The sequence below is a fragment of the Streptomyces sp. NBC_00631 genome, from assembly GCF_045206895.1.
In the GTDB taxonomy this organism is placed as follows: domain Bacteria; phylum Actinomycetota; class Actinomycetes; order Streptomycetales; family Streptomycetaceae; genus Streptomyces.
This window is the reverse complement of the sequence record NZ_CP107734.1, coordinates 10,385,487-10,400,933: the sequence shown is the minus strand read 5'-3', so window position 1 is coordinate 10,400,933 and position 15,447 is coordinate 10,385,487. Positions and strand designations below refer to the sequence as shown.

At 69.5% G+C, this 15,447-nt stretch carries 19 protein-coding genes and 3 pseudogenes; 8 read left to right on the top strand and 14 right to left on the bottom strand.

Annotation, left to right across the window (positions count from 1 at the left end):
* Positions 1 to 2 precede the first annotated feature (2 nt).
* Positions 3 to 401 carry a transposase gene (locus OHB00_RS46955; protein ID WP_406444608.1) on the top strand — a complete coding sequence of 133 codons (399 nt, stop codon included), beginning with the start codon at positions 3 to 5 and terminating at the stop codon, positions 399 to 401.
* On the opposite strand, the pseudogene OHB00_RS46950 reads toward OHB00_RS46955, so the two are convergent.
* A pseudogene (locus OHB00_RS46950) lies at positions 358 to 546 on the bottom strand (hypothetical protein); the annotation flags it as partial. The gene OHB00_RS46955 and the pseudogene OHB00_RS46950 overlap by 44 nt on opposite strands.
* A 41-nt stretch (positions 547 to 587) precedes the next feature.
* Positions 588 to 1,070, bottom strand: a pseudogene (locus tag OHB00_RS46945) (transposase); the annotation flags it as partial.
* 246 nt (positions 1,071 to 1,316) lie between these two features.
* Between OHB00_RS46945 and OHB00_RS46940 the strand changes: the two are divergent.
* Positions 1,317 to 2,516 (top strand): alpha/beta hydrolase family protein, encoded by a 1,200-nt coding sequence (locus tag OHB00_RS46940; RefSeq protein WP_406444606.1) that lies wholly within the window; start codon positions 1,317 to 1,319, stop codon positions 2,514 to 2,516.
* Between the two features lie 28 nt (positions 2,517 to 2,544).
* Here OHB00_RS46940 and OHB00_RS46935 read toward each other — a convergent pair whose 3' ends face one another.
* The 3 genes from OHB00_RS46935 to OHB00_RS46925 form a co-directional block, all read right to left on the bottom strand.
* Complete coding sequence (locus OHB00_RS46935; RefSeq protein ID WP_406444604.1) at positions 2,545 to 2,757, bottom strand: hypothetical protein; 213 nt, start codon at positions 2,755 to 2,757, stop codon at positions 2,545 to 2,547.
* A gap of 19 nt (positions 2,758 to 2,776) precedes the next feature.
* On the bottom strand, positions 2,777 to 2,962 hold the full coding sequence (locus tag OHB00_RS46930) for a hypothetical protein (RefSeq protein WP_406444602.1): 186 nt from the start codon (positions 2,960 to 2,962) through the stop codon (positions 2,777 to 2,779).
* Positions 2,963 to 3,321: 359 nt separating this feature from the next.
* Positions 3,322 to 4,374: an aldo/keto reductase gene (locus OHB00_RS46925; protein ID WP_406444600.1), complete on the bottom strand. Its 1,053-nt coding sequence runs from the start codon at positions 4,372 to 4,374 to the stop codon at positions 3,322 to 3,324.
* A gap of 106 nt (positions 4,375 to 4,480) precedes the next feature.
* Here OHB00_RS46925 and OHB00_RS46920 point away from each other — a divergent pair, with 106 nt between their 5' ends.
* Complete coding sequence (locus OHB00_RS46920) at positions 4,481 to 5,110, top strand: TetR/AcrR family transcriptional regulator (protein ID WP_406444598.1); 630 nt, start codon at positions 4,481 to 4,483, stop codon at positions 5,108 to 5,110.
* Between the two features lie 31 nt (positions 5,111 to 5,141).
* Here OHB00_RS46920 and OHB00_RS46915 read toward each other — a convergent pair whose 3' ends face one another.
* The 4 genes and pseudogenes from OHB00_RS46915 to OHB00_RS46900 all read right to left on the bottom strand — a co-directional run bounded on the left by OHB00_RS46915 (position 5,142) and on the right by OHB00_RS46900 (position 8,782).
* Positions 5,142 to 5,636, bottom strand: coding sequence for a transposase (locus OHB00_RS46915; protein WP_406444596.1), 495 nt, complete (start codon positions 5,634 to 5,636; stop codon positions 5,142 to 5,144).
* A gap of 15 nt (positions 5,637 to 5,651) precedes the next feature.
* Positions 5,652 to 5,759, bottom strand: coding sequence for a transposase (locus tag OHB00_RS46910; RefSeq protein ID WP_406446302.1), 108 nt, complete (start codon positions 5,757 to 5,759; stop codon positions 5,652 to 5,654).
* 67 nt (positions 5,760 to 5,826) lie between these two features.
* Positions 5,827 to 6,943: pseudogene (locus OHB00_RS46905) on the bottom strand (IS3 family transposase); the annotation flags it as partial.
* Between the two features lie 867 nt (positions 6,944 to 7,810).
* Positions 7,811 to 8,782, bottom strand: a complete 972-nt coding sequence (locus OHB00_RS46900; RefSeq protein WP_406444594.1) for a tyrosine-type recombinase/integrase — start codon at positions 8,780 to 8,782, stop codon at positions 7,811 to 7,813.
* Positions 8,783 to 9,044: 262 nt separating this feature from the next.
* Here OHB00_RS46900 and OHB00_RS46895 point away from each other — a divergent pair, with 262 nt between their 5' ends.
* The 4 genes from OHB00_RS46895 to OHB00_RS46880 all read left to right on the top strand — a co-directional run bounded on the left by OHB00_RS46895 (position 9,045) and on the right by OHB00_RS46880 (position 11,082).
* On the top strand, positions 9,045 to 9,254 hold the full coding sequence (locus OHB00_RS46895; RefSeq protein WP_406444592.1) for a helix-turn-helix domain-containing protein: 210 nt from the start codon (positions 9,045 to 9,047) through the stop codon (positions 9,252 to 9,254).
* A complete protein-coding gene (locus tag OHB00_RS46890; protein ID WP_406444590.1) occupies positions 9,254 to 9,805 on the top strand; it encodes a Clp protease N-terminal domain-containing protein in 552 nt (183 codons plus the stop codon). The genes OHB00_RS46895 and OHB00_RS46890 overlap by 1 nt, the downstream gene beginning before the upstream one ends.
* Before the next feature lie 2 nt (positions 9,806 to 9,807).
* Complete coding sequence (locus OHB00_RS46885) at positions 9,808 to 10,401, top strand: hypothetical protein (protein ID WP_406444588.1); 594 nt, start codon at positions 9,808 to 9,810, stop codon at positions 10,399 to 10,401.
* A gap of 210 nt (positions 10,402 to 10,611) precedes the next feature.
* Positions 10,612 to 11,082 (top strand): helix-turn-helix domain-containing protein, encoded by a 471-nt coding sequence (locus OHB00_RS46880; protein ID WP_406444586.1) that lies wholly within the window; start codon positions 10,612 to 10,614, stop codon positions 11,080 to 11,082.
* Here the strand turns inward: OHB00_RS46880 and OHB00_RS46875 are convergent.
* Positions 11,057 to 11,455, bottom strand: coding sequence for a hypothetical protein (locus tag OHB00_RS46875; protein ID WP_406444584.1), 399 nt, complete (start codon positions 11,453 to 11,455; stop codon positions 11,057 to 11,059). The two genes, OHB00_RS46880 and OHB00_RS46875, sit on opposite strands and share 26 nt — an antisense overlap.
* Before the next feature lie 29 nt (positions 11,456 to 11,484).
* On the opposite strand from OHB00_RS46875, the gene OHB00_RS46870 reads away from it, so the two are divergent.
* Positions 11,485 to 12,330 (top strand): helix-turn-helix domain-containing protein, encoded by an 846-nt coding sequence (locus OHB00_RS46870; protein ID WP_406444582.1) that lies wholly within the window; start codon positions 11,485 to 11,487, stop codon positions 12,328 to 12,330.
* Here the strand turns inward: OHB00_RS46870 and OHB00_RS46865 are convergent.
* From OHB00_RS46865 to OHB00_RS46850, 4 genes are read right to left on the bottom strand one after another with little or no spacing between them, the layout of a single operon-like run.
* Positions 12,324 to 13,109, bottom strand: coding sequence for an enoyl-CoA hydratase (locus tag OHB00_RS46865; protein WP_406444580.1), 786 nt, complete (start codon positions 13,107 to 13,109; stop codon positions 12,324 to 12,326). The genes OHB00_RS46870 and OHB00_RS46865 overlap by 7 nt on opposite strands.
* 10 nt (positions 13,110 to 13,119) lie before the next feature.
* On the bottom strand, positions 13,120 to 14,295 hold the full coding sequence (locus OHB00_RS46860; protein WP_406444578.1) for an acyl-CoA dehydrogenase family protein: 1,176 nt from the start codon (positions 14,293 to 14,295) through the stop codon (positions 13,120 to 13,122).
* Positions 14,292 to 15,290, bottom strand: a complete 999-nt coding sequence (locus tag OHB00_RS46855; protein WP_406444576.1) for an acyl-CoA dehydrogenase family protein — start codon at positions 15,288 to 15,290, stop codon at positions 14,292 to 14,294. The genes OHB00_RS46860 and OHB00_RS46855 overlap by 4 nt, the downstream gene beginning before the upstream one ends.
* A complete protein-coding gene (locus tag OHB00_RS46850) occupies positions 15,280 to 15,429 on the bottom strand; it encodes a hypothetical protein (RefSeq protein WP_406444574.1) in 150 nt (49 codons plus the stop codon). Before OHB00_RS46850 ends, OHB00_RS46855 begins: the two co-directional genes overlap by 11 nt.
* Positions 15,430 to 15,447 lie beyond the last annotated feature (18 nt).

The window sequence follows — 15,447 nt, the reverse complement described above, 5'->3', positions numbered from 1 at the left end:
TCGTGGTCGACCCCCTTGGCCTGCTGCTCGCGGTGATGGTCACCGCAGCGGATGTGGGCGACCGCGCCGCGGCCCAAATCCTGCTCACCCAGGTCACTGCCGCGCACCACCTGCCGGCCCTGGTCTGGGCCGACGGCGGATACACCGGCAGCCTCGTCGAGTACTGCCTCGCGGCCCTCGCCCTGGTCCTCGCCATCGTCAAACGCAGCGACGACATGCGCGGCTTCTTCGTGCTGCCCAAGCGGTGGATCGTCGAGCGGTTCTTCGCCCACTTGATGCGAAGTCGCCGTCTCGTGCGCGACTTCGAGCGTTCCATCGCCGGCGCGGAGGCGATGGTCTACTGGTCGATGACGATGCTCATGACCCGCCGCGTTGCCCGGCCACGTCCTTCGCGAGCGTGAATCGGCCAGGTGCCGGCTCGAGAAGCCAGCCGCGCGCCGTCAGCCGCTTGCCCTTCGATCGCAGTGCCTCCACCTTTCCCGGTACGGGGTCCAGGCCGAAGCAGGCGGCCATCTCCTGGCATGTCAACGCTCCTTGACCGAGTCGGTTGCCCGAGCGGCTGTCCGACGTTGTCAGGCCCTCGACTGGGGCAGGTGGTGAAGGTAGTCCGCGCGGAAGATGTCCCGAAACCGCTCGACCTCGGCCTCGATGCCGCAGCGGGGGCGGGCGGCACGCTTGAGCAGGGTACGCAGCTGGCTCCGGGTAAGTCCGGCGACGTCGATCGGGGTGGGAGCCGCAGCGAGAATCACGCGGGCGCGGGGCGAGTCGAGTCCGGGTTTGCCGGGGCCCTGAAAGGCGGCAAGGGCGGCCGGATAGTACTCACGAAGGTGGGAGCAGAGCCGGTTGATCATCTGCTGCCGGTCCCATATGGCGTCCTGGCGGGCGCGAGCGAGGACAGCGACGCTCTGCCCGGCTTCACTGTCCGCAGGCAGGGGCCAGTGGGCATGGCGGTCAGTCCGCAAGATGTTGGCCAGGACACGGGCGTCGGCCGCGTCGGACTTGGCCCGGGAGACGCTCCCGCGGTCGCGGGACACCACGATCATCCCGCGCATGTACGGAGTGCGGACCATCCCCGCGGGCGCGGGGATGGTCGCCAGACGATCCAGTGCCTGTATCCGGAGCTGGTCTGTTCCCCGCACCCGCGGGGATGTTCCCTGGAACAGGAGGGCCACGTGGCGCTCGACGATGCCGACGAAGGGAACCCCGCGCCGCACGACATCGTCCCGGCGGATGACTTCGGTACCTCGCGGGGGCTACGAACGGCACCAATCTATGGGCTGATTCGATACGGAGCTGTGGAACCTAGCGTCGATCCCATGAAACGCAATCGCCGTATCAGCGCTGTCGCGGTGCTGGCGCTCGCCACCCTCGTCACCGGAACCGGCGCCGGGTTCGCCGCCACGGCCACACCGGTGGCCACGCACGCGTTCGACGCCGCACCGGCCACGGCCACCGCGCCCACGCCGTCCTTCCAAGGCACGCTCCCCGCGCCGACCGGCCCCTACGCCGCCGGCGAGGACGTCATCCACCTCACCGACGCGAGCCGTCCCGACCCGTGGGTGCCGTCATCCGGCCCCCGCCAACTGACCGTCACGATGGTCTACCCGGCCGTCCCCGGGACGGGGACTCCGGCCCCTTACATGACCCTCGCCGAGGCAGCCGGAGCCATCCAGCACCGGAAGTTACCGGCGAGCTCCGGCGTCACCCCGCAGAACCTTTCCAGCGTCACCACCCACGCCTTCGACGGCGCGCGGCCGCAACGCGGCAGGTATCCGCTGGTGGTCCTCTCACCCGCGTACGAGGACCCGCGCATGACGCTCACCTCGCTCGCGACCGACCTGGCCGGTCACGGCTACGTCGTCGCGCTCGTCGGCCACACCTACGAGGACAGCGGCGAGACGCTGGCGAACGGCCAGACGCCGCCGTGCGCGATCTGCGATGACCCGGCGAGGCTCGACCTCGACTCCGTCGCCGCCAGCCGCGCGCTGGACGTGTCCTTCGTGATCGACCGGTTGACGCATGGCAATACCGCGTGGCGCCTGGCACACCTCATCGACAAGCACGAGATCGGCATGGCCGGACACTCCCTCGGCGGAGCGGCGGCCGCCACCACGATGATCGCCGACCCGCGAGTACGGGCCGGAGTGAACATGGACGGCACCTTCCACCCGGCCCCGATGCCCGGCCAGATCAACCGGCCGTTCCTCATGCTGGGTGCCGCCGTCAACCACGCGCCCGGCGGCGACGACTACACCGTGTGGGAGCAGAGCTGGGCCGCCCTCGGCGGCTACAAGAAGTGGCTGACGGTGGCCGGCGCCGACCACTTCAGCTTCAGCGACCTGGACCTGCTTCTGGAGGAGGCCGGGTTCCCGACGCCGCCCCTCTCCCCGGAACGCGGGGTGGTGATCACCCGCGAGTACGTGACAGCGTTCTTCGACCGGACGCTGAAGGGGATCCACAGTCCCCTGCTGGACGGCCCCTCGCCGAACAATCCGGAAGTAGTCTTCCAGCCCTAGTACAGCGCCGCGTTGATCCTTCGGGGCTTCATGCGGCTTTGAGTGGGCTGCCGTCGTAGGTCCAGCGGTAGGGCTTGGCGTCGTGTTCGTCGTAGGCCAAGACGAAGGTGTCGATGGCCGCGGCCAGTTCGTCGCGGGAGGCGAACTGGCCGCGGCGTAGTAGACGTCGGGTCAGGGTGGAGAAGAACCCCGCGCTCCAGGCCCCCGGGAAGAGACGTCCGGCCCAGGCCGGGCGCGCCACCCGTCACTCCTCGTCTTCGTCATCCTCGATGGCATCCGCTCCCGGAGAGGGCGCAGACCCTGGCCGGGGCCAGGTTCGCCATCAGCACCGAGAACAGGTCCAGCGCATCGTCGACCGCCTGCGCCTCCAGCTGACGCACCACCGCCGTCAGCAGCGCGGTCCGCCGCAGCTCCGGCGCCCGCTCGATCGTCTGCGCCTTACTCACTTTCTGTACCCCAACTACTCACGCCCGTGGAGGTCCGTGGGTTCAGAGAAACTGAAGGTTGTTCACCGCGAACCCACGGGTGGATCTCCTGATTCTGGCGGTTGGGCCCGCGGGCTCATGGTCAACCCGCTGGGCCGGACTCGGGGTGTGACACTGGCGACCTCGCGTATTCGGCTGTCGCGTATTCCTCTGTGCGCGAGGTTCCCTGGTGACCGTCTGTGTTCGTGCTGACAGGTTGGCGAACAGAGGGAGCGGCTGTCACCGCGGCTGTCCAGGCCCAGGGCAGGCGTTGGGCGAGGCAGCACCCGCCAGTCCGAGTCTGGGATGCGTGGCTACGCGTCAGTTTCTTGACGCCGATGTCATGTAGCAAGGGGAGGTGCGACAACTGGTGGGTTGATGCGGGCGAAGCCTTCCTGGCGCTGGTAAGGGAAGTACGGGTAGGGCGCCGTCTTGCCGCTCGCCGCATCGAGTCTCGCCGTCTGGTCGGGCGTGAGCCTCCAGCCGACGGCACCGAGGTTCTGGCGAAGCTGGTTCTCGTCGCGGGCGCCGATGATGACGGAGGACACGGTCGGTCGCTGCAACAGCCAGTTGATGGCGATCTGCGGAATGCTTTTGCCGGTCTCCTGCGCGATCTGGTCGAGGGCGTCGACGACGCGGTAGAGGCGTCCGTCCTCGACCGGCGGGCCGTAGTCCGCGGTGTGGTGCAGTCGGCTGTTGGCAGGTAGCGGCTGGCCACGGCGGACGTTGCCGGTGAGTCGTCCCCAGCCGAGCGGGCTCCAGACGAGGGCTCCGAGGCCCTGATCGAGCCCGACGGGCATCAGCTCCCATTCGTAGTCGCGGCCGATGAGGGAGTAGTAGACCTGATGTGCGACATAGCGCGGGTGACCGTATCTCTCGGCGATCGCGAGGGACTTCATCGCCTGCCAGCCGGAGAAGTTGGAGATGCCGAGGTAGCGGACCTTACCTGCGCGTACGAGATCGTCGAGTGTGGACAGGACTTCCTCGATCGGCGTGCCGGCGTCAAAGGCGTGCAGCTGGAACAGGTCGATGTAGTCGGTGCCGAGCCGGCGCAGGGCGTCCTCGCATGCGGTGATCAGGCGGGAACGAGAGGAGCCCGCATCGCCTGGGCCGTCGCCCATCGGCAGGCTGGTCTTGGTGGACACGATCACCTGGTCCCTGCGGCCTTTGATCGCTTCGCCCAGCACCTCCTCGGAGGCCCCGCTGGAATAGACGTCGGCAGTGTCGAACATCGTGATCCCGGCGTCGAGGCAGATGTCCACGAGACGGCGGGCTTCTTGCGCGTCGGTGTTGCCCCAGGCACCGAACAGCGGCCCTTGGCCTCCGAAGGTGCCGGCGCCGAAGCTCAGTGCGGGGACCTTGAGGCCGGATGCACCCAGCCGCCTGTATTCCATGGGTGTTCCTCTCTCGTCGCCTGACCATAGCTAATGGTCCTGGAGTTCCGTTAGCGTGGGACTCAACCTAGCAGGTGCGAGTGATTAACGAAACTGGAGTCCCGTTATGGGGTTTGAGGGTGCTGATCCGGGGACCGTCCGTCCCGGTGGGCGCACGGCGCGGGTGCGGGCGTCGGTGCTGCAGGCAGCTGGGGACGCCTTGGCGGAGCATGGCTTTGCCCACCTGGACCTCGCCGACATCGCGCGCCGTGCCGAGGTGGGCAAGACCACCGTGTACCGCCGCTGGAGAACGGTGACCAGCCTGGTGGCCGACTTGCTGCTAGACATGGCCGAGCAGTCACTGCCGCGTACCGAGACCGGCTCGCTGCTCGGTGATCTCAAGGCCAACGCCCGGCTCGTGCAAAGCACCTTGGCCGACCCGCGGCAAGGAGCGCTGTTCAAGGCAGTGATCGCCGCTGCCACCTGCGAGGCGAAGACAGCCGAGGCCCTGCACCGCTTCTACGACATCCGCGTCAAGGAGTGGGCACCCTGTGTCCAACAGGCCATCGACCGGGGCGAGGTGCCCGAGGGCACCGATGTCCACGAGGTGATCCGCGCTGTCTCCGCCCCCCTCTACTACCGGCTGCTGACCAGTAGCGACCACCTCGACGAAGCCGCCGCAGACCAGGCCGCCGAGGCTGCAGTGGCTGCAGCGCGTGCGGGAGCGTACCTATCGGGCGACGAAGGTCGGGCGTGACCGGCTTCCCGCATCCGTCGCCGAGCGCGGGTCACCGTGCGATCTCGTCGCGTCGTTCCCAGCGGATGCGCAGGCGGCGGAAGCCGTGCAGCCAGGCGATCGTTCTTTCGACGACGTACCGGAAGATACCCAGGCCAGTGCCGTGGGGCTGGCCTCGTTCGGCGATGACCGGGCGGATGCCGCGCTGCCACAACAAGCGCCGGTACTTGTCGTGGTCGTAGCCGCGGTCGGCCAGCAGGGCGTCGGGCCGGTGCATGGGCCGGCCCACGGTCCCGGCGACGGCGGGGATCTTGTCGACCAGAGGCAGCAACTGCGTGACGTCGTTGCGGTTCCCGCCGGTCAGCGAAACCTGCGAGCGGGATGTCCTGGGCGTCGATGACGACGTGGTGCTTGCTGCCCGGCCGTCCGCGGTCGACCGGGCTGGGACCGCTTTTGGGCCCCTGCGGGCCGCCCGCACATGGGAGGAATCGATCACCGCCCGCGACCAGTCCAGCTTCTTCGCCGCCCGCAGCTTCTTCAGCAGCACCAGATGCAGCTCGTCCTACGCCCCGGCCTCGTTCCACACAGCCAGCCGCCGCCAGCAGGTCATGCCTGAGCCGAAGCCCAGCTCCTGCGGCAGGTACTCCCACTGGATGCCGGTGTGCAGCACGAACAGGATCCCGCACAACGCCTGCCGGTCCGGCACCCGCGGTCTGCCCTCGACCAGCTTCGGAACCGGCCAGGCGGCAGGCACGAACCCCGTCGTAACGGCGGGCACCACGCAGCGTCTCGCGCTTGAGGGCGGCGTTGAACGACTCGGAGAGTGCGTTGTCCGCGCTCGTGCCGACAGCGCCCATGGACTGCCGCACCCCCAACTCGGCGCAGACTAGGGCGAATTCGCGAGAGGTGTACTGGGCGAGTTCAACCGGTCGTTGCTGCCGCGGGTCTGGGCGGCTGCCCGGAGCGCGTCGGCGACCAGCTCGGTGCGCATGTGGTCGGCGATCGACCAGCCCACCAGGCGGCGTGAGAAGCAGTGGATCACGGTCGCCAGATACAGAAACTCGCCGTCGCCCACCGACAGGTAGGTGATGTCGCCGACGTACTCGGTGTTCGGCGCGCTCGCGGTGAAATCGCGCCGGAACAGGTCCGGCACGGGCCTGGCCGACGGCTCGGGCACCGTGGTGACCTGGCGCCTGCGCAGCCGCAGCCGCAGCCGCAGCCCGGCGATACCGAACTTCCGCATCACCCGCCCGACACGCTTGTGGTTCACGCGCTCGCCTTCCTCGCGCAGCTCCGCGGTGATCCTCGGGCGGCCGTAGGTGCCGTCCCACTCGGCGTGCACGGCCCTGATCCGCTCAGCGAGAGCGACGTCGGCTCGCTCGCGGGCGGCGCGGGCCTCCCGGCCGGCCCGCCATTTGTAGAAGCTGGAGCGGGCGACCTCCAGCCCCTGGCACAACCGCTTCACGCCGAAGGCGCGGTGGTGGTCCTCGATGAACTGGAAGCGGTTGGTCACCAGGTCATCTCTTGCGCGAAAAACTTCGTCGCCTTGCGGAGAATGTCCCACTCGGTGGCGAGCCTCTGCATCTCCTTGCGCGCTGCTGCCAGCTCCCGGCGCAGGGCCTCGTTCTCGGCCTGAAGCTCCTCGGCCGTCGGCGGCGAATCCACCTGCGTCTTCTCCGTGCTCGTCCTACTGTCCCGGCCGCGCCGGGCCCGCTCAGCCCGCACCCAGTTACGCAGCGTGTCCCGGCTGATCCCCAGATCCTTGCCGATGCCCTCGAAGGTGTGGCTCGGGTCCGACAGGTACAGCGCGACAGCGTCTGCCTTGAACTCGGGCGAGCAGACCTTCATCACCATAAAAGATGCCTCCTGCCCAGCCCCTGCCGGGGCCGGGCTCAGAGGTGTCTGTCCACCACTCGGGGGACAGATCCCGTCGATGGTGGACGGGATGAGAGCCTCCAACGCTCGCCACAATGTGCCCGCAGTCGGGAACGGCGCCCCCTGCATCCCGGTACCGGTGGTTAGGTGTCACGACCACCGTTATGTCATGTCAGCCTCAGGAGCAGGCACTTAGCTTGTCATTTAACCTCTGATGCGGTGCACCCTGAACCGAAAGCGCCCGGAGAATCTCACGCAGGCTTCCTGCGAACCGTACATGGTGGGGCCTTCCTCGTCACCGGCCTCAACAGCGGCGTCACCGACCTGCGTGCTGGGTTGTTGGGGTGCCGGTAAGAACGCTGTCACCGATCCTGCTGGCTTATTCAGTCACGCGGCGAGGGAGAGGTCGAGACGGGCAAGGTGGCTGACGCGGGTGCGGTCGAGCGGGTGGCCGTTCCAGGGAACGGGGGCCCGCCCCGGCCCGGTGAGCACCGATCCTGCTGGGCGCGAGCAGCAGGCCAGCGATCAGTTCCGGAGCCGGGGTGCCTTCATCGCCTGCGATGTGCTCGGGCAAGAGGTCGGCGACGTTGGCACGAACGGGCCCGCGGCTGACGTCGTGGTCACGGGCTAGGGAGGCGATGGCCTGGCTGCCCAGGCACACGGTGGGCGCATTGTCGATCTTGTCGGCCCGGCTGGGCGGCCGGCGCCCGCCCTTCTCGGGGCGTGGCTCCACTACCCCTCCCCCGTCGACCAACCGGGCGTCGTCGATTACCGTCGTCGCGCCTCTGTGAGAGTGCGGGAATGGTAGTGAGGAAGAGGGAGGACCGGAGGTCGGTCCGACAGCCTTCACCTGTGCACGGAGGCGCGGCGGGAGCGGGCCAGTAGCATCGGCGTGGACGTGCCGTCCTCGGCGTCGTGTGTGAGGGCGCTGTGGCGGAGCCGGTGGAGGGTCCAGCCGTCCAGGTCCTCGATGCCTTCGGGTGAGGCGAGCGGGTTGGCCAGCAGCCGGGTGTTCTCCTCGAAGATCTCCTCGGCCCGGCGGTAGGAGAGCCGGGCCCGGCCGGTCTCCGGGCACACGTCCAACGTCGGCGTCCCTGCCGGGGCCTTGCGGTCAGTGAAGAACAGCGGGCCGCGGGTACGGCGGGCGATGAGGCGGGGCAGGAGCTGGGCGGTGCCGGACTGCCAGTGAATCCACTCGGTCGCCCCGCCCTTGGCGGTGATCTTCCCGCGCTTGTCCTGCGGGTACAGGTCTTCCACGTTCAGGCACAGCACCTCGTCCGCGCGGGCCGCGGACTCGTAGAGCATCTTCCAGAACGTCTTCTCCCGCAGGGCGACGTCCAGGCGCCACAGGGCGGCGACCTGGTTCTCGGCCAGGGCCTTGGTGCGGTCCGGCAGCGCCGGCCGCCGCTCGATCCCGATCGTCGGGTCACCGCTGATCCAGCCCTGGCGCTGCCACCAGCCGATCGCCTTACGCGCGATGGACAGCTCCCGGTTGACAGTGTCGGCGTCCATCTCGTCCGCCCGTGTCGCCGCGAGCTCAGCCAGCACCTCGGGCAGCGCGGGATCGTCGATCGCGGCGACGGGGAGGACGGGCGGCTTCGCGCCCCGGCGGGCGGGCCCTGTCGGCGCCGGTGCGCCGGCAAGCATCCACCCCCACGTCGTCAGCGAGACCCGGTAGATCCGCGCGGAGGACTTCGCGATGCCCGCGCCGGTGAGGTACCGCTCGACCGCCGCGGTGTACGACGAGGGCGGGGCGGACAGCGGCACGACCCGGGCGCGCGGCAGACGGAGCGCACCCCCACTCCCGGGTTCGGTCACCGGTTCGATCGTCACGTCCGCTCTGCCCTTCCGCCCCTGCCGCAGTAAATGCGTACACCTCGCCTGCGGCGGCCGGAGAACCCGCCGCAGGTCGCGATGCTCACGGTAGGGGGACCTTTCGGCGGTCATCGGTGGCCCTCCTTGGAGCGGGAGGCCTCCATCTCCTGAAAGCCGCCCAGCGATCCGAACGAACACCGTTGCACTACCAACAGTCGTCAGCATATGTTGACGATGTCATAGTCGTCAGCATACGCTGACGGTTATGGCGCAGGAACTCATCGAGCAGGCGACGTCGAAGGACCCGGACATCGGACTGCGCGCAGTCGCTGCTCTTCGCGTACTCACGGAGGAGCTTGAACGACAGCAGGTCGATGCGGCCCGAAAGCTCGGCTGGTCTTGGCGTGATATCGCCAACCGACTCGGGGTTACGAAGCAGACGGTGCACCGCAAGCACGGAGGGCGAGGAGTGTGATGGACGCCGACGACGGTGTGGCCGACGTACTGCGCGACGCACGGCGCGTAGCGATCGGTCTCGGGCACCACGCAGTGGGGACAGAACATCTACTGATCGCGCTGACTCGCTGTGACGTGCTCGCAAACACGCTGCGTCAGGCCGGCCTGACGCACCGGGAAGTTGAGTCAGCGGTGCTGGCCTTGCTCGACAAGAGCGACGTGCTCGACCGCATGGACGGCGAGTCGCTGGGGGTGTTCGGCATCAACGTCGACTCCCTGCGGGATCGGATGCGGCACTCGTTCGGCGAGGACGCCCTCCGCCCCAAGCCACTTCAGCAGGCCGGTCCGCGGTGGTGGTTCCGGCGCCGGACAGCACCGCCGAGGCCGGGGCTGACACGGCGCGCCAAGCGGTGCATCGAAGCGGCCTGTGCCGAGCATCAGGGGGGACCTGCCGCGCCGGCCCGTCTCGCGGTGGCGGTGCTCGACCACCCCCGCGGATTGACACCGGCCGTACTTCGACGGCTCGGTGTGGACCGGCGGCGTCTTCGCGACGAACTACAGAAAGGCTGACGATGACTCTGAACAACCCACGGCGTCGAACGGCGATACGTGTCGGCGCCGCCGCGTCGGTGATCGGCGGCGTTCTGACGGCGGCGAGCGCCATCACCCACTTCCACGGCATCACCCGGCCCCTCGTGCCGATCGGCGTTGTCTGTCTCGGCATAGGCATGCTCGGACTGCAGGCGGCGATCATGCCGCGCGAGGCGGCCCTACGCCGCTTGGGATGGTTGTTGACCGGGGTGGGCATCATCCTCGGCGTCATAGGAATGGGTGGGTCAGCGATGGGAATCGTCGGGACTGCGGCGGCCCGCGTCATCAACACCGGCGAACATGCGGGACTGCCGTTCATCGGCGCAGGAATGATCGCTTGGGGCTACGCCAGCGTCCGGACGCGCGCGCTGGGCCGTTGGAGTGCCGTGCCGCTCTTTGTGGGTGCTCTTGCGCTGGCCGGAATCGCCATGCTCAACGCTGCCGCGCTCGCGTACTTGGAGCGGACACCTGTGCTGCCCAGCGTCTTCGGCGCCAGCTGGATCGTGCTCGGACTGGCCCTGTTCGCCACAGCCCGGAAGCTGGGACTGCCTTCCCGGAACGTGGTCGCGCTCTAGCCTGCGCGTTTCACTCGGCCGACAAGATCAGCCAGCGGCAGGAACGCCGGGCTCCCCCACACAGGGGGGCACAGCGCGCTTTGCGTACTTGACCTGCTGCACGACGAAGATCAATCTCACCGATCAGCACTGTTGCCGTCCTATCTGCCGCGAGAGCGGAGGTCCGGTCACCGGGCGTTCCTCACGATGCTTGCGAGGCAGAGGCGCCTGGTGGCCGCTGAGTTGGTACTCAACGACGGCTCGCAGGCCCGCTTCGCCCTCGCGCTCCGCCGCTTACGCGATGAAGCTGGCTTCAACGCGAAGACCATCGACGTCATCGCTGCGGAAAACCACATGTCGAGGTCGACGTTGTACGCCGCAATGCGAGGTGCCCGCATACCCACTGTGCCGGTGCTCGCTGCCCTCGTGCGCGCATGGGGAGGAGACCAGGTCGAGTGGCTGATAGGCCGGACTGAGACGGAAGCCGAGATAGAGGGACTCCGACTGCAAGCCCATCTGCCCGCAGACCAGGAACAATCCGGTCCGGAGGAGAAGCAACGCACGGAGCATCGCTCGACAACTCGCAGAGGGATTGAGATGGTCCAGAACATCCTCCAGGACCACGGGGATCTGAAGCTATCGGAGATCAGCGAGCCGCTACCGGAAGACCGCATGGTCAAGCCGTGGTGGCGGCGGGCATGAGCCGGTAGGCCCGGGCTGGGAGGCAGTCGGCCCAGGAGAGGGCTTCGGCGAGGTGGCTGGTGCGCAGGGTGTGGGGGGCGGCGATCCCGGTTCGGGCGAGGGCCTTGGCCTGGGCGCCGGGGTCGGTGCGCAGGCTGGTCGAGCCTGGGGCGCCGGTGGCGGGAAGGTGCAGGTGCCAGGCGATCCGTTCGGCGAGTTCGACGCCGGCCGGGCCTGCCGCCAGGACCGCTCCCACTCCGGCCACTCTGAGTCTCTTGAGTGTGCGGCGCAGGTCGCCGTCGTACGTGATGACGTGGGCGTAGCCGTCGTCGGCCGCAACGCCGCGGTGGTGGTGTGGCGGACCCGACAGCCTATGACTGCCGGTACCAGGCACGGCGACAGCCGACGGTGTTGACTGGGGGCATGACGGCGACGGAACTGGGGCAGGCGCTGCGGCGCTGGCGGGACCGCGTCGCCCCGGACGCGGCGGGGCTGCCCGCAGGCGGCCGGCGGCGGGCGGCCGGGCTGCGGCGCGAGGAGCTGGCGCTGCTGGCCGGCATCTCGGTCGACTACGTGACGCGTCTCGAACAGGGCCGGGCGGCCAATCCGTCCGTGCAGGTGGCCGAGGCGCTGGCCCGGGCGCTGCGGCTCTCCGCCGACGAGCGGACGTATCTGTTCGGGTTGGCGGGGCTGGTGCCGCCGGGTCCGGACATGGTGCCCGGGTACATCACGCCCAGCGTGCAGCGGCTGATGGACCGGCTGGCCGGCACTCCGGTGGCGGTCTCCGACGCGGCCATGACCCTGCTGGTGGCCAACCCGATGTACGCGGCGCTGATGGGCGACCCGTCCCAGCTGGGGGGCTTCCAGCGCAACGGCGTGTGGCGGAACTTCCTCGGCCGGCCGACCCGGGTACGGCACACCCCGGAGGAACGGCGCGCCTTCGAGGCCGGCATGGTCGCCGAGCTGCGCTCCACGGCCGCCCGCTATCCCGGCGACCGCCAACTGCGGCGGCTGATCACCGAGTTGCGTGCCGAAAGCGAGCGGTTCGCGGAGCTGTGGGACGCGGGGGTCGTCGGCCGGCTCGATGCCTCGCGCAAGACGATCGAGCATCCGCAGGTGGGGCTGCTCACGCTGGACTGCGACCAGCTCCGGATCGAGGAGCAGGACCTGCGCATCCTCGTGTACTCGGCCGAGCCCGGCACCGAGGACGCCGAGAAACTGGCTCTGGTCTCGGTGCTCGGCACCCAGAGCCTGGCCGAACGTCACTGACGCAGCTTCTCCTTCATCTCGTCCAGCTTCGCCAGGATCGGATACCCGCTGACGCTCAGCGCGTTGCCGTGTCCGGTCTGGTGGATGTCGAAGACGGACTGGACCGCGGCGTAGAAGCCCTGCACGTCCAGGGTCTGGTTGACGGCGCGCTTGGCCTGGCGCAGCCCGAAGGCCGGCATCGCGGCGATGCGTTCGGCGAGTTCCCGGGTGGCCGTGTCCAACTCGGCACGCGGGACGACCCGGTTGACCATGCCCGCCTGCTCGGCCTCCTCGGCGGTCAGCGGCCGGCCGGTGAACAGGATCTCCTTGGCCTTGCGCGGACCCAGTTCCCAGGTGTGGCCGTGGTATTCGACGCCGCCGATACCCATGGTGACGACCGGGTCGGAGAACAGGGCGTCGTCGGCGGCCACGATCAGGTCGCAGGGCCAGCACAGCATCAGCCCGCCGGCGATGCAGCGGCCCTGCACGGCGGCGATCGACGGCTTCGGCACGTTGCGCCAGCGCAGTGTGTACTCCAGGTACCTGCGGTTCTCGGCGCGGTAGATCCACTCCAGGGTGATCTCGTCGGGGCCGGGCCAGCGGTCCTTGAGGTCGTGTCCGGCGGAGAAGTGCTTCCCCTCGGCACGCACCACGATCACCTTCACTTCCGCGTCCTCGGCGGCCCGGGTCCAGGCAGCGTCGAGTTCGTCGAGAAGAGCGGCGTTCTGGGCGTTGGCGACCTCTGGCCGGTTGAGGGTGAGAGTGGCGATGCCGTCCTTCACCTCGTACAGGATGTGCACGGACGTCTCCTCAGCGTCGGGGCAGACCGAGCACCCGCTCGGCGATGATCGTGCGCTGGATCTCGGACGTGCCGCCTGCGATGGTGCCGCCGAAGCTGCGGGCGAAGCGGTTGAACCAGCTGGCGGAGTCGTCGTCGAAGCTCATGTGGAAGTACGGCGCCGTCCGCGCCGGATGGACCAGGCCGTCCGGGCCGGACGCCTCCAGGACGTGTTCCAGGGCGTGCTGGGCGGCCTCCGAGCCGAACACCTTCAGCACGGACAGCGCGGGTACGTCCTGCTCACCGCGGGCCGCGCGGGCGAGCGCGGCCGAACCGAGCAGCCGTAGCGCCTGGAGGTCCATGACCAGGGTGGCGTACCAGTCCTTCTGCAGGTCGCCGGCGGGCTGGAAGTCGCGTACGACGGCCTCCAGGCGTTCGGCCTCGCCCAGCCACATCAGGGTGCGCTCGTGTCCGAGAGAACCGTTGGCGACCCGCCAGCCCTGGTTGAGGGGGCCGACGAGGTTCTCGGCGGGGACCCGGACGTTCTCGAAGAAGACCTCGTTGAAGTCCTTGTCGTCGGGGCCGGTGTAGGAGGCGAAGGGGCGGCGGGTCACGCCAGGCGTGTCGGTGGGGATGAGCAGGACGCTGATGCCCTTGTGCTTGGGGGCGTCCGGGTCGGTGCGGACGAAGGCGAGGAGCACGTCGGCGTCGTGGGCGCCGGACGTCCAGACCTTCTGGCCGTTGACGGTGAAGTGGTCGCCGTCGGGTTCGGCCCGGGTACGCAGGGAGGCGAGGTCGGATCCCGCCCCGGGCTCGCTCATGCCGAGGGCGGCGGTGATCTCGGCGCGCAGGATGGGCACGGCCCAGCGGTGCTTCTGCTCCTCGGTGCCGAAGGAGAGCAGGGAGGCGGCGATGATGCCGACGCCCTGCGGGTTGAAGCTGTGGCAGATGCGGCGCCGGGACAGCTCCTCGCGGTGCACGTACTGCTGGATGACCGTGGCGTTCCGGCCGCCGAACTCGGGCGGGTTGCCGGGCAGCAGCCAGCCCTCGTCGAACTGGAGGCGCTGCCAGCGCCTGGCCCACTCGGGCAGGTGCGCGGTGGAGCGGGACCGCTCGGCGGCCTCGGCCTCGGCGGGCAGGTTGGCCTCCAGGAACGCCGCGAACTCGGCGCGGAAGGCCTCGACGCCTTCGTCGAAGGACAGTCTCATGACACTCCCCCGGCTGCCTGTCCGGCTATGAACGCGCGGTGCTCGGTGGCCCCGCCCAGCATCAGCTCACCCGCCTTGGCCCGCTTGATCGCGAACTGCAGGTCGTTCTCCCAGGTGTGCCCCATCGCGCCGAACAGCTGGACGGCGTTGCGGAACACCAGGGCCTGGCACTCGCCGGCCGACGCCTTGGCCATGGCGGCGGCGAGCCGGCGCCGCGGGTCGTCCTCGGCGATGGTGAGGGCGGCGAAGTAGGCGAGGGCGCGGGCTCGTTCGACGGCCACGTGCATGTCGGCCGCCTTGTGCTGGACGGCCTGGAAGGAGCCGATGGGCGCGTCGAACTGGCGGCGGGTGCGGACGTGGTCGAGGACCAGGTCGAGGGCCCGGCGGCAGGCGCCCACCATGGTCAGGGCCATGCCGGTGAGGGCGAGGTCGCGGGCGCGCGCCGGGTCCGCGCTGCTGCGGTCCCCCACGGCGACCCGGACCTGGGCGAAGGTGACCTCGGCGAGGTGCAGGACGGGGTCGAAGGCGGGGGTGCGTACGGCGGTCACCGCGGTGGCGGGGACGACGAAGACGCCCGCTTCGGTGACCACGGCGAGCCGGTCGGCCCGGTCGCCGTCGAGTACGTGCCGGGCGGTCCCCTCCAGGATCCAGCCGCCGTCGGCCGGGGTCGCCGTGACGCCCGAGTGGACGGCCGTGCCGGACCGGGCGGGGTCGGCGAACTCCGGTGCGAGCGGGGCGAACCGGGTCAGTGTCGCCAGGTAGGGCGTGGGGTCGGTGGCCCGGCCCAGCTCCTCCAGGACGATCGCCAGCTCGACCGCGTCGGCCGGATCGGTCAGCTCGGTCCAGCCGAGGTCCACGTAGCCGCGCCACAGCGGTGCCGGGTCGGCGCCGTCGTCGGCCACCGCGCGCACCAGCGCCGGCGGGCACTCCTTGAGGACGGCCTTGTGGACGGTGTCCTGCCACAGCCGCTGCTCGGCGTCGAACTCAAACAGCATCGGCGCCTCCGAGCACGAAGACCCCGGCCAGTGCCACCCCCACCAGTACGGCTCCGGTGAGCAGGGCCCCGACGAGTAGCCCCTCCAGCACCGCCCTCACCTGCCTGACCTCGCGGTCGGCCCGCACGCCCCATGCCACGAACGGCCTCCTTGGTGA

What these genes read in the sequence shown, in the direction of transcription:
- OHB00_RS46940 (WP_406444606.1), top strand. Translation starts at nt 1,317, where the DNA reads ATGAAACGCAATCGCCGTATCAGCGCTGTCGCGGTGCTGGCGCTCGCC.
- OHB00_RS46885 (WP_406444588.1), top strand. Translation starts at nt 9,808, where the DNA reads ATGACTCTGAACAACCCACGGCGTCGAACGGCGATACGTGTCGGCGCC.
- OHB00_RS46920 (WP_406444598.1), top strand. Translation starts at nt 4,481, where the DNA reads ATGGGGTTTGAGGGTGCTGATCCGGGGACCGTCCGTCCCGGTGGGCGC.
- OHB00_RS46895 (WP_406444592.1), top strand. Translation starts at nt 9,045, where the DNA reads ATGGCGCAGGAACTCATCGAGCAGGCGACGTCGAAGGACCCGGACATC.
- OHB00_RS46855 (WP_406444576.1), bottom strand. Translation starts at nt 15,290, where the DNA reads ATGCTGTTTGAGTTCGACGCCGAGCAGCGGCTGTGGCAGGACACCGTC.
- OHB00_RS46890 (WP_406444590.1), top strand. Translation starts at nt 9,254, where the DNA reads ATGGACGCCGACGACGGTGTGGCCGACGTACTGCGCGACGCACGGCGC.
- OHB00_RS46860 (WP_406444578.1), bottom strand. Translation starts at nt 14,295, where the DNA reads ATGAGACTGTCCTTCGACGAAGGCGTCGAGGCCTTCCGCGCCGAGTTC.
- OHB00_RS46925 (WP_406444600.1), bottom strand. Translation starts at nt 4,374, where the DNA reads ATGGAATACAGGCGGCTGGGTGCATCCGGCCTCAAGGTCCCCGCACTG.
- OHB00_RS46870 (WP_406444582.1), top strand. Translation starts at nt 11,485, where the DNA reads ATGACGGCGACGGAACTGGGGCAGGCGCTGCGGCGCTGGCGGGACCGC.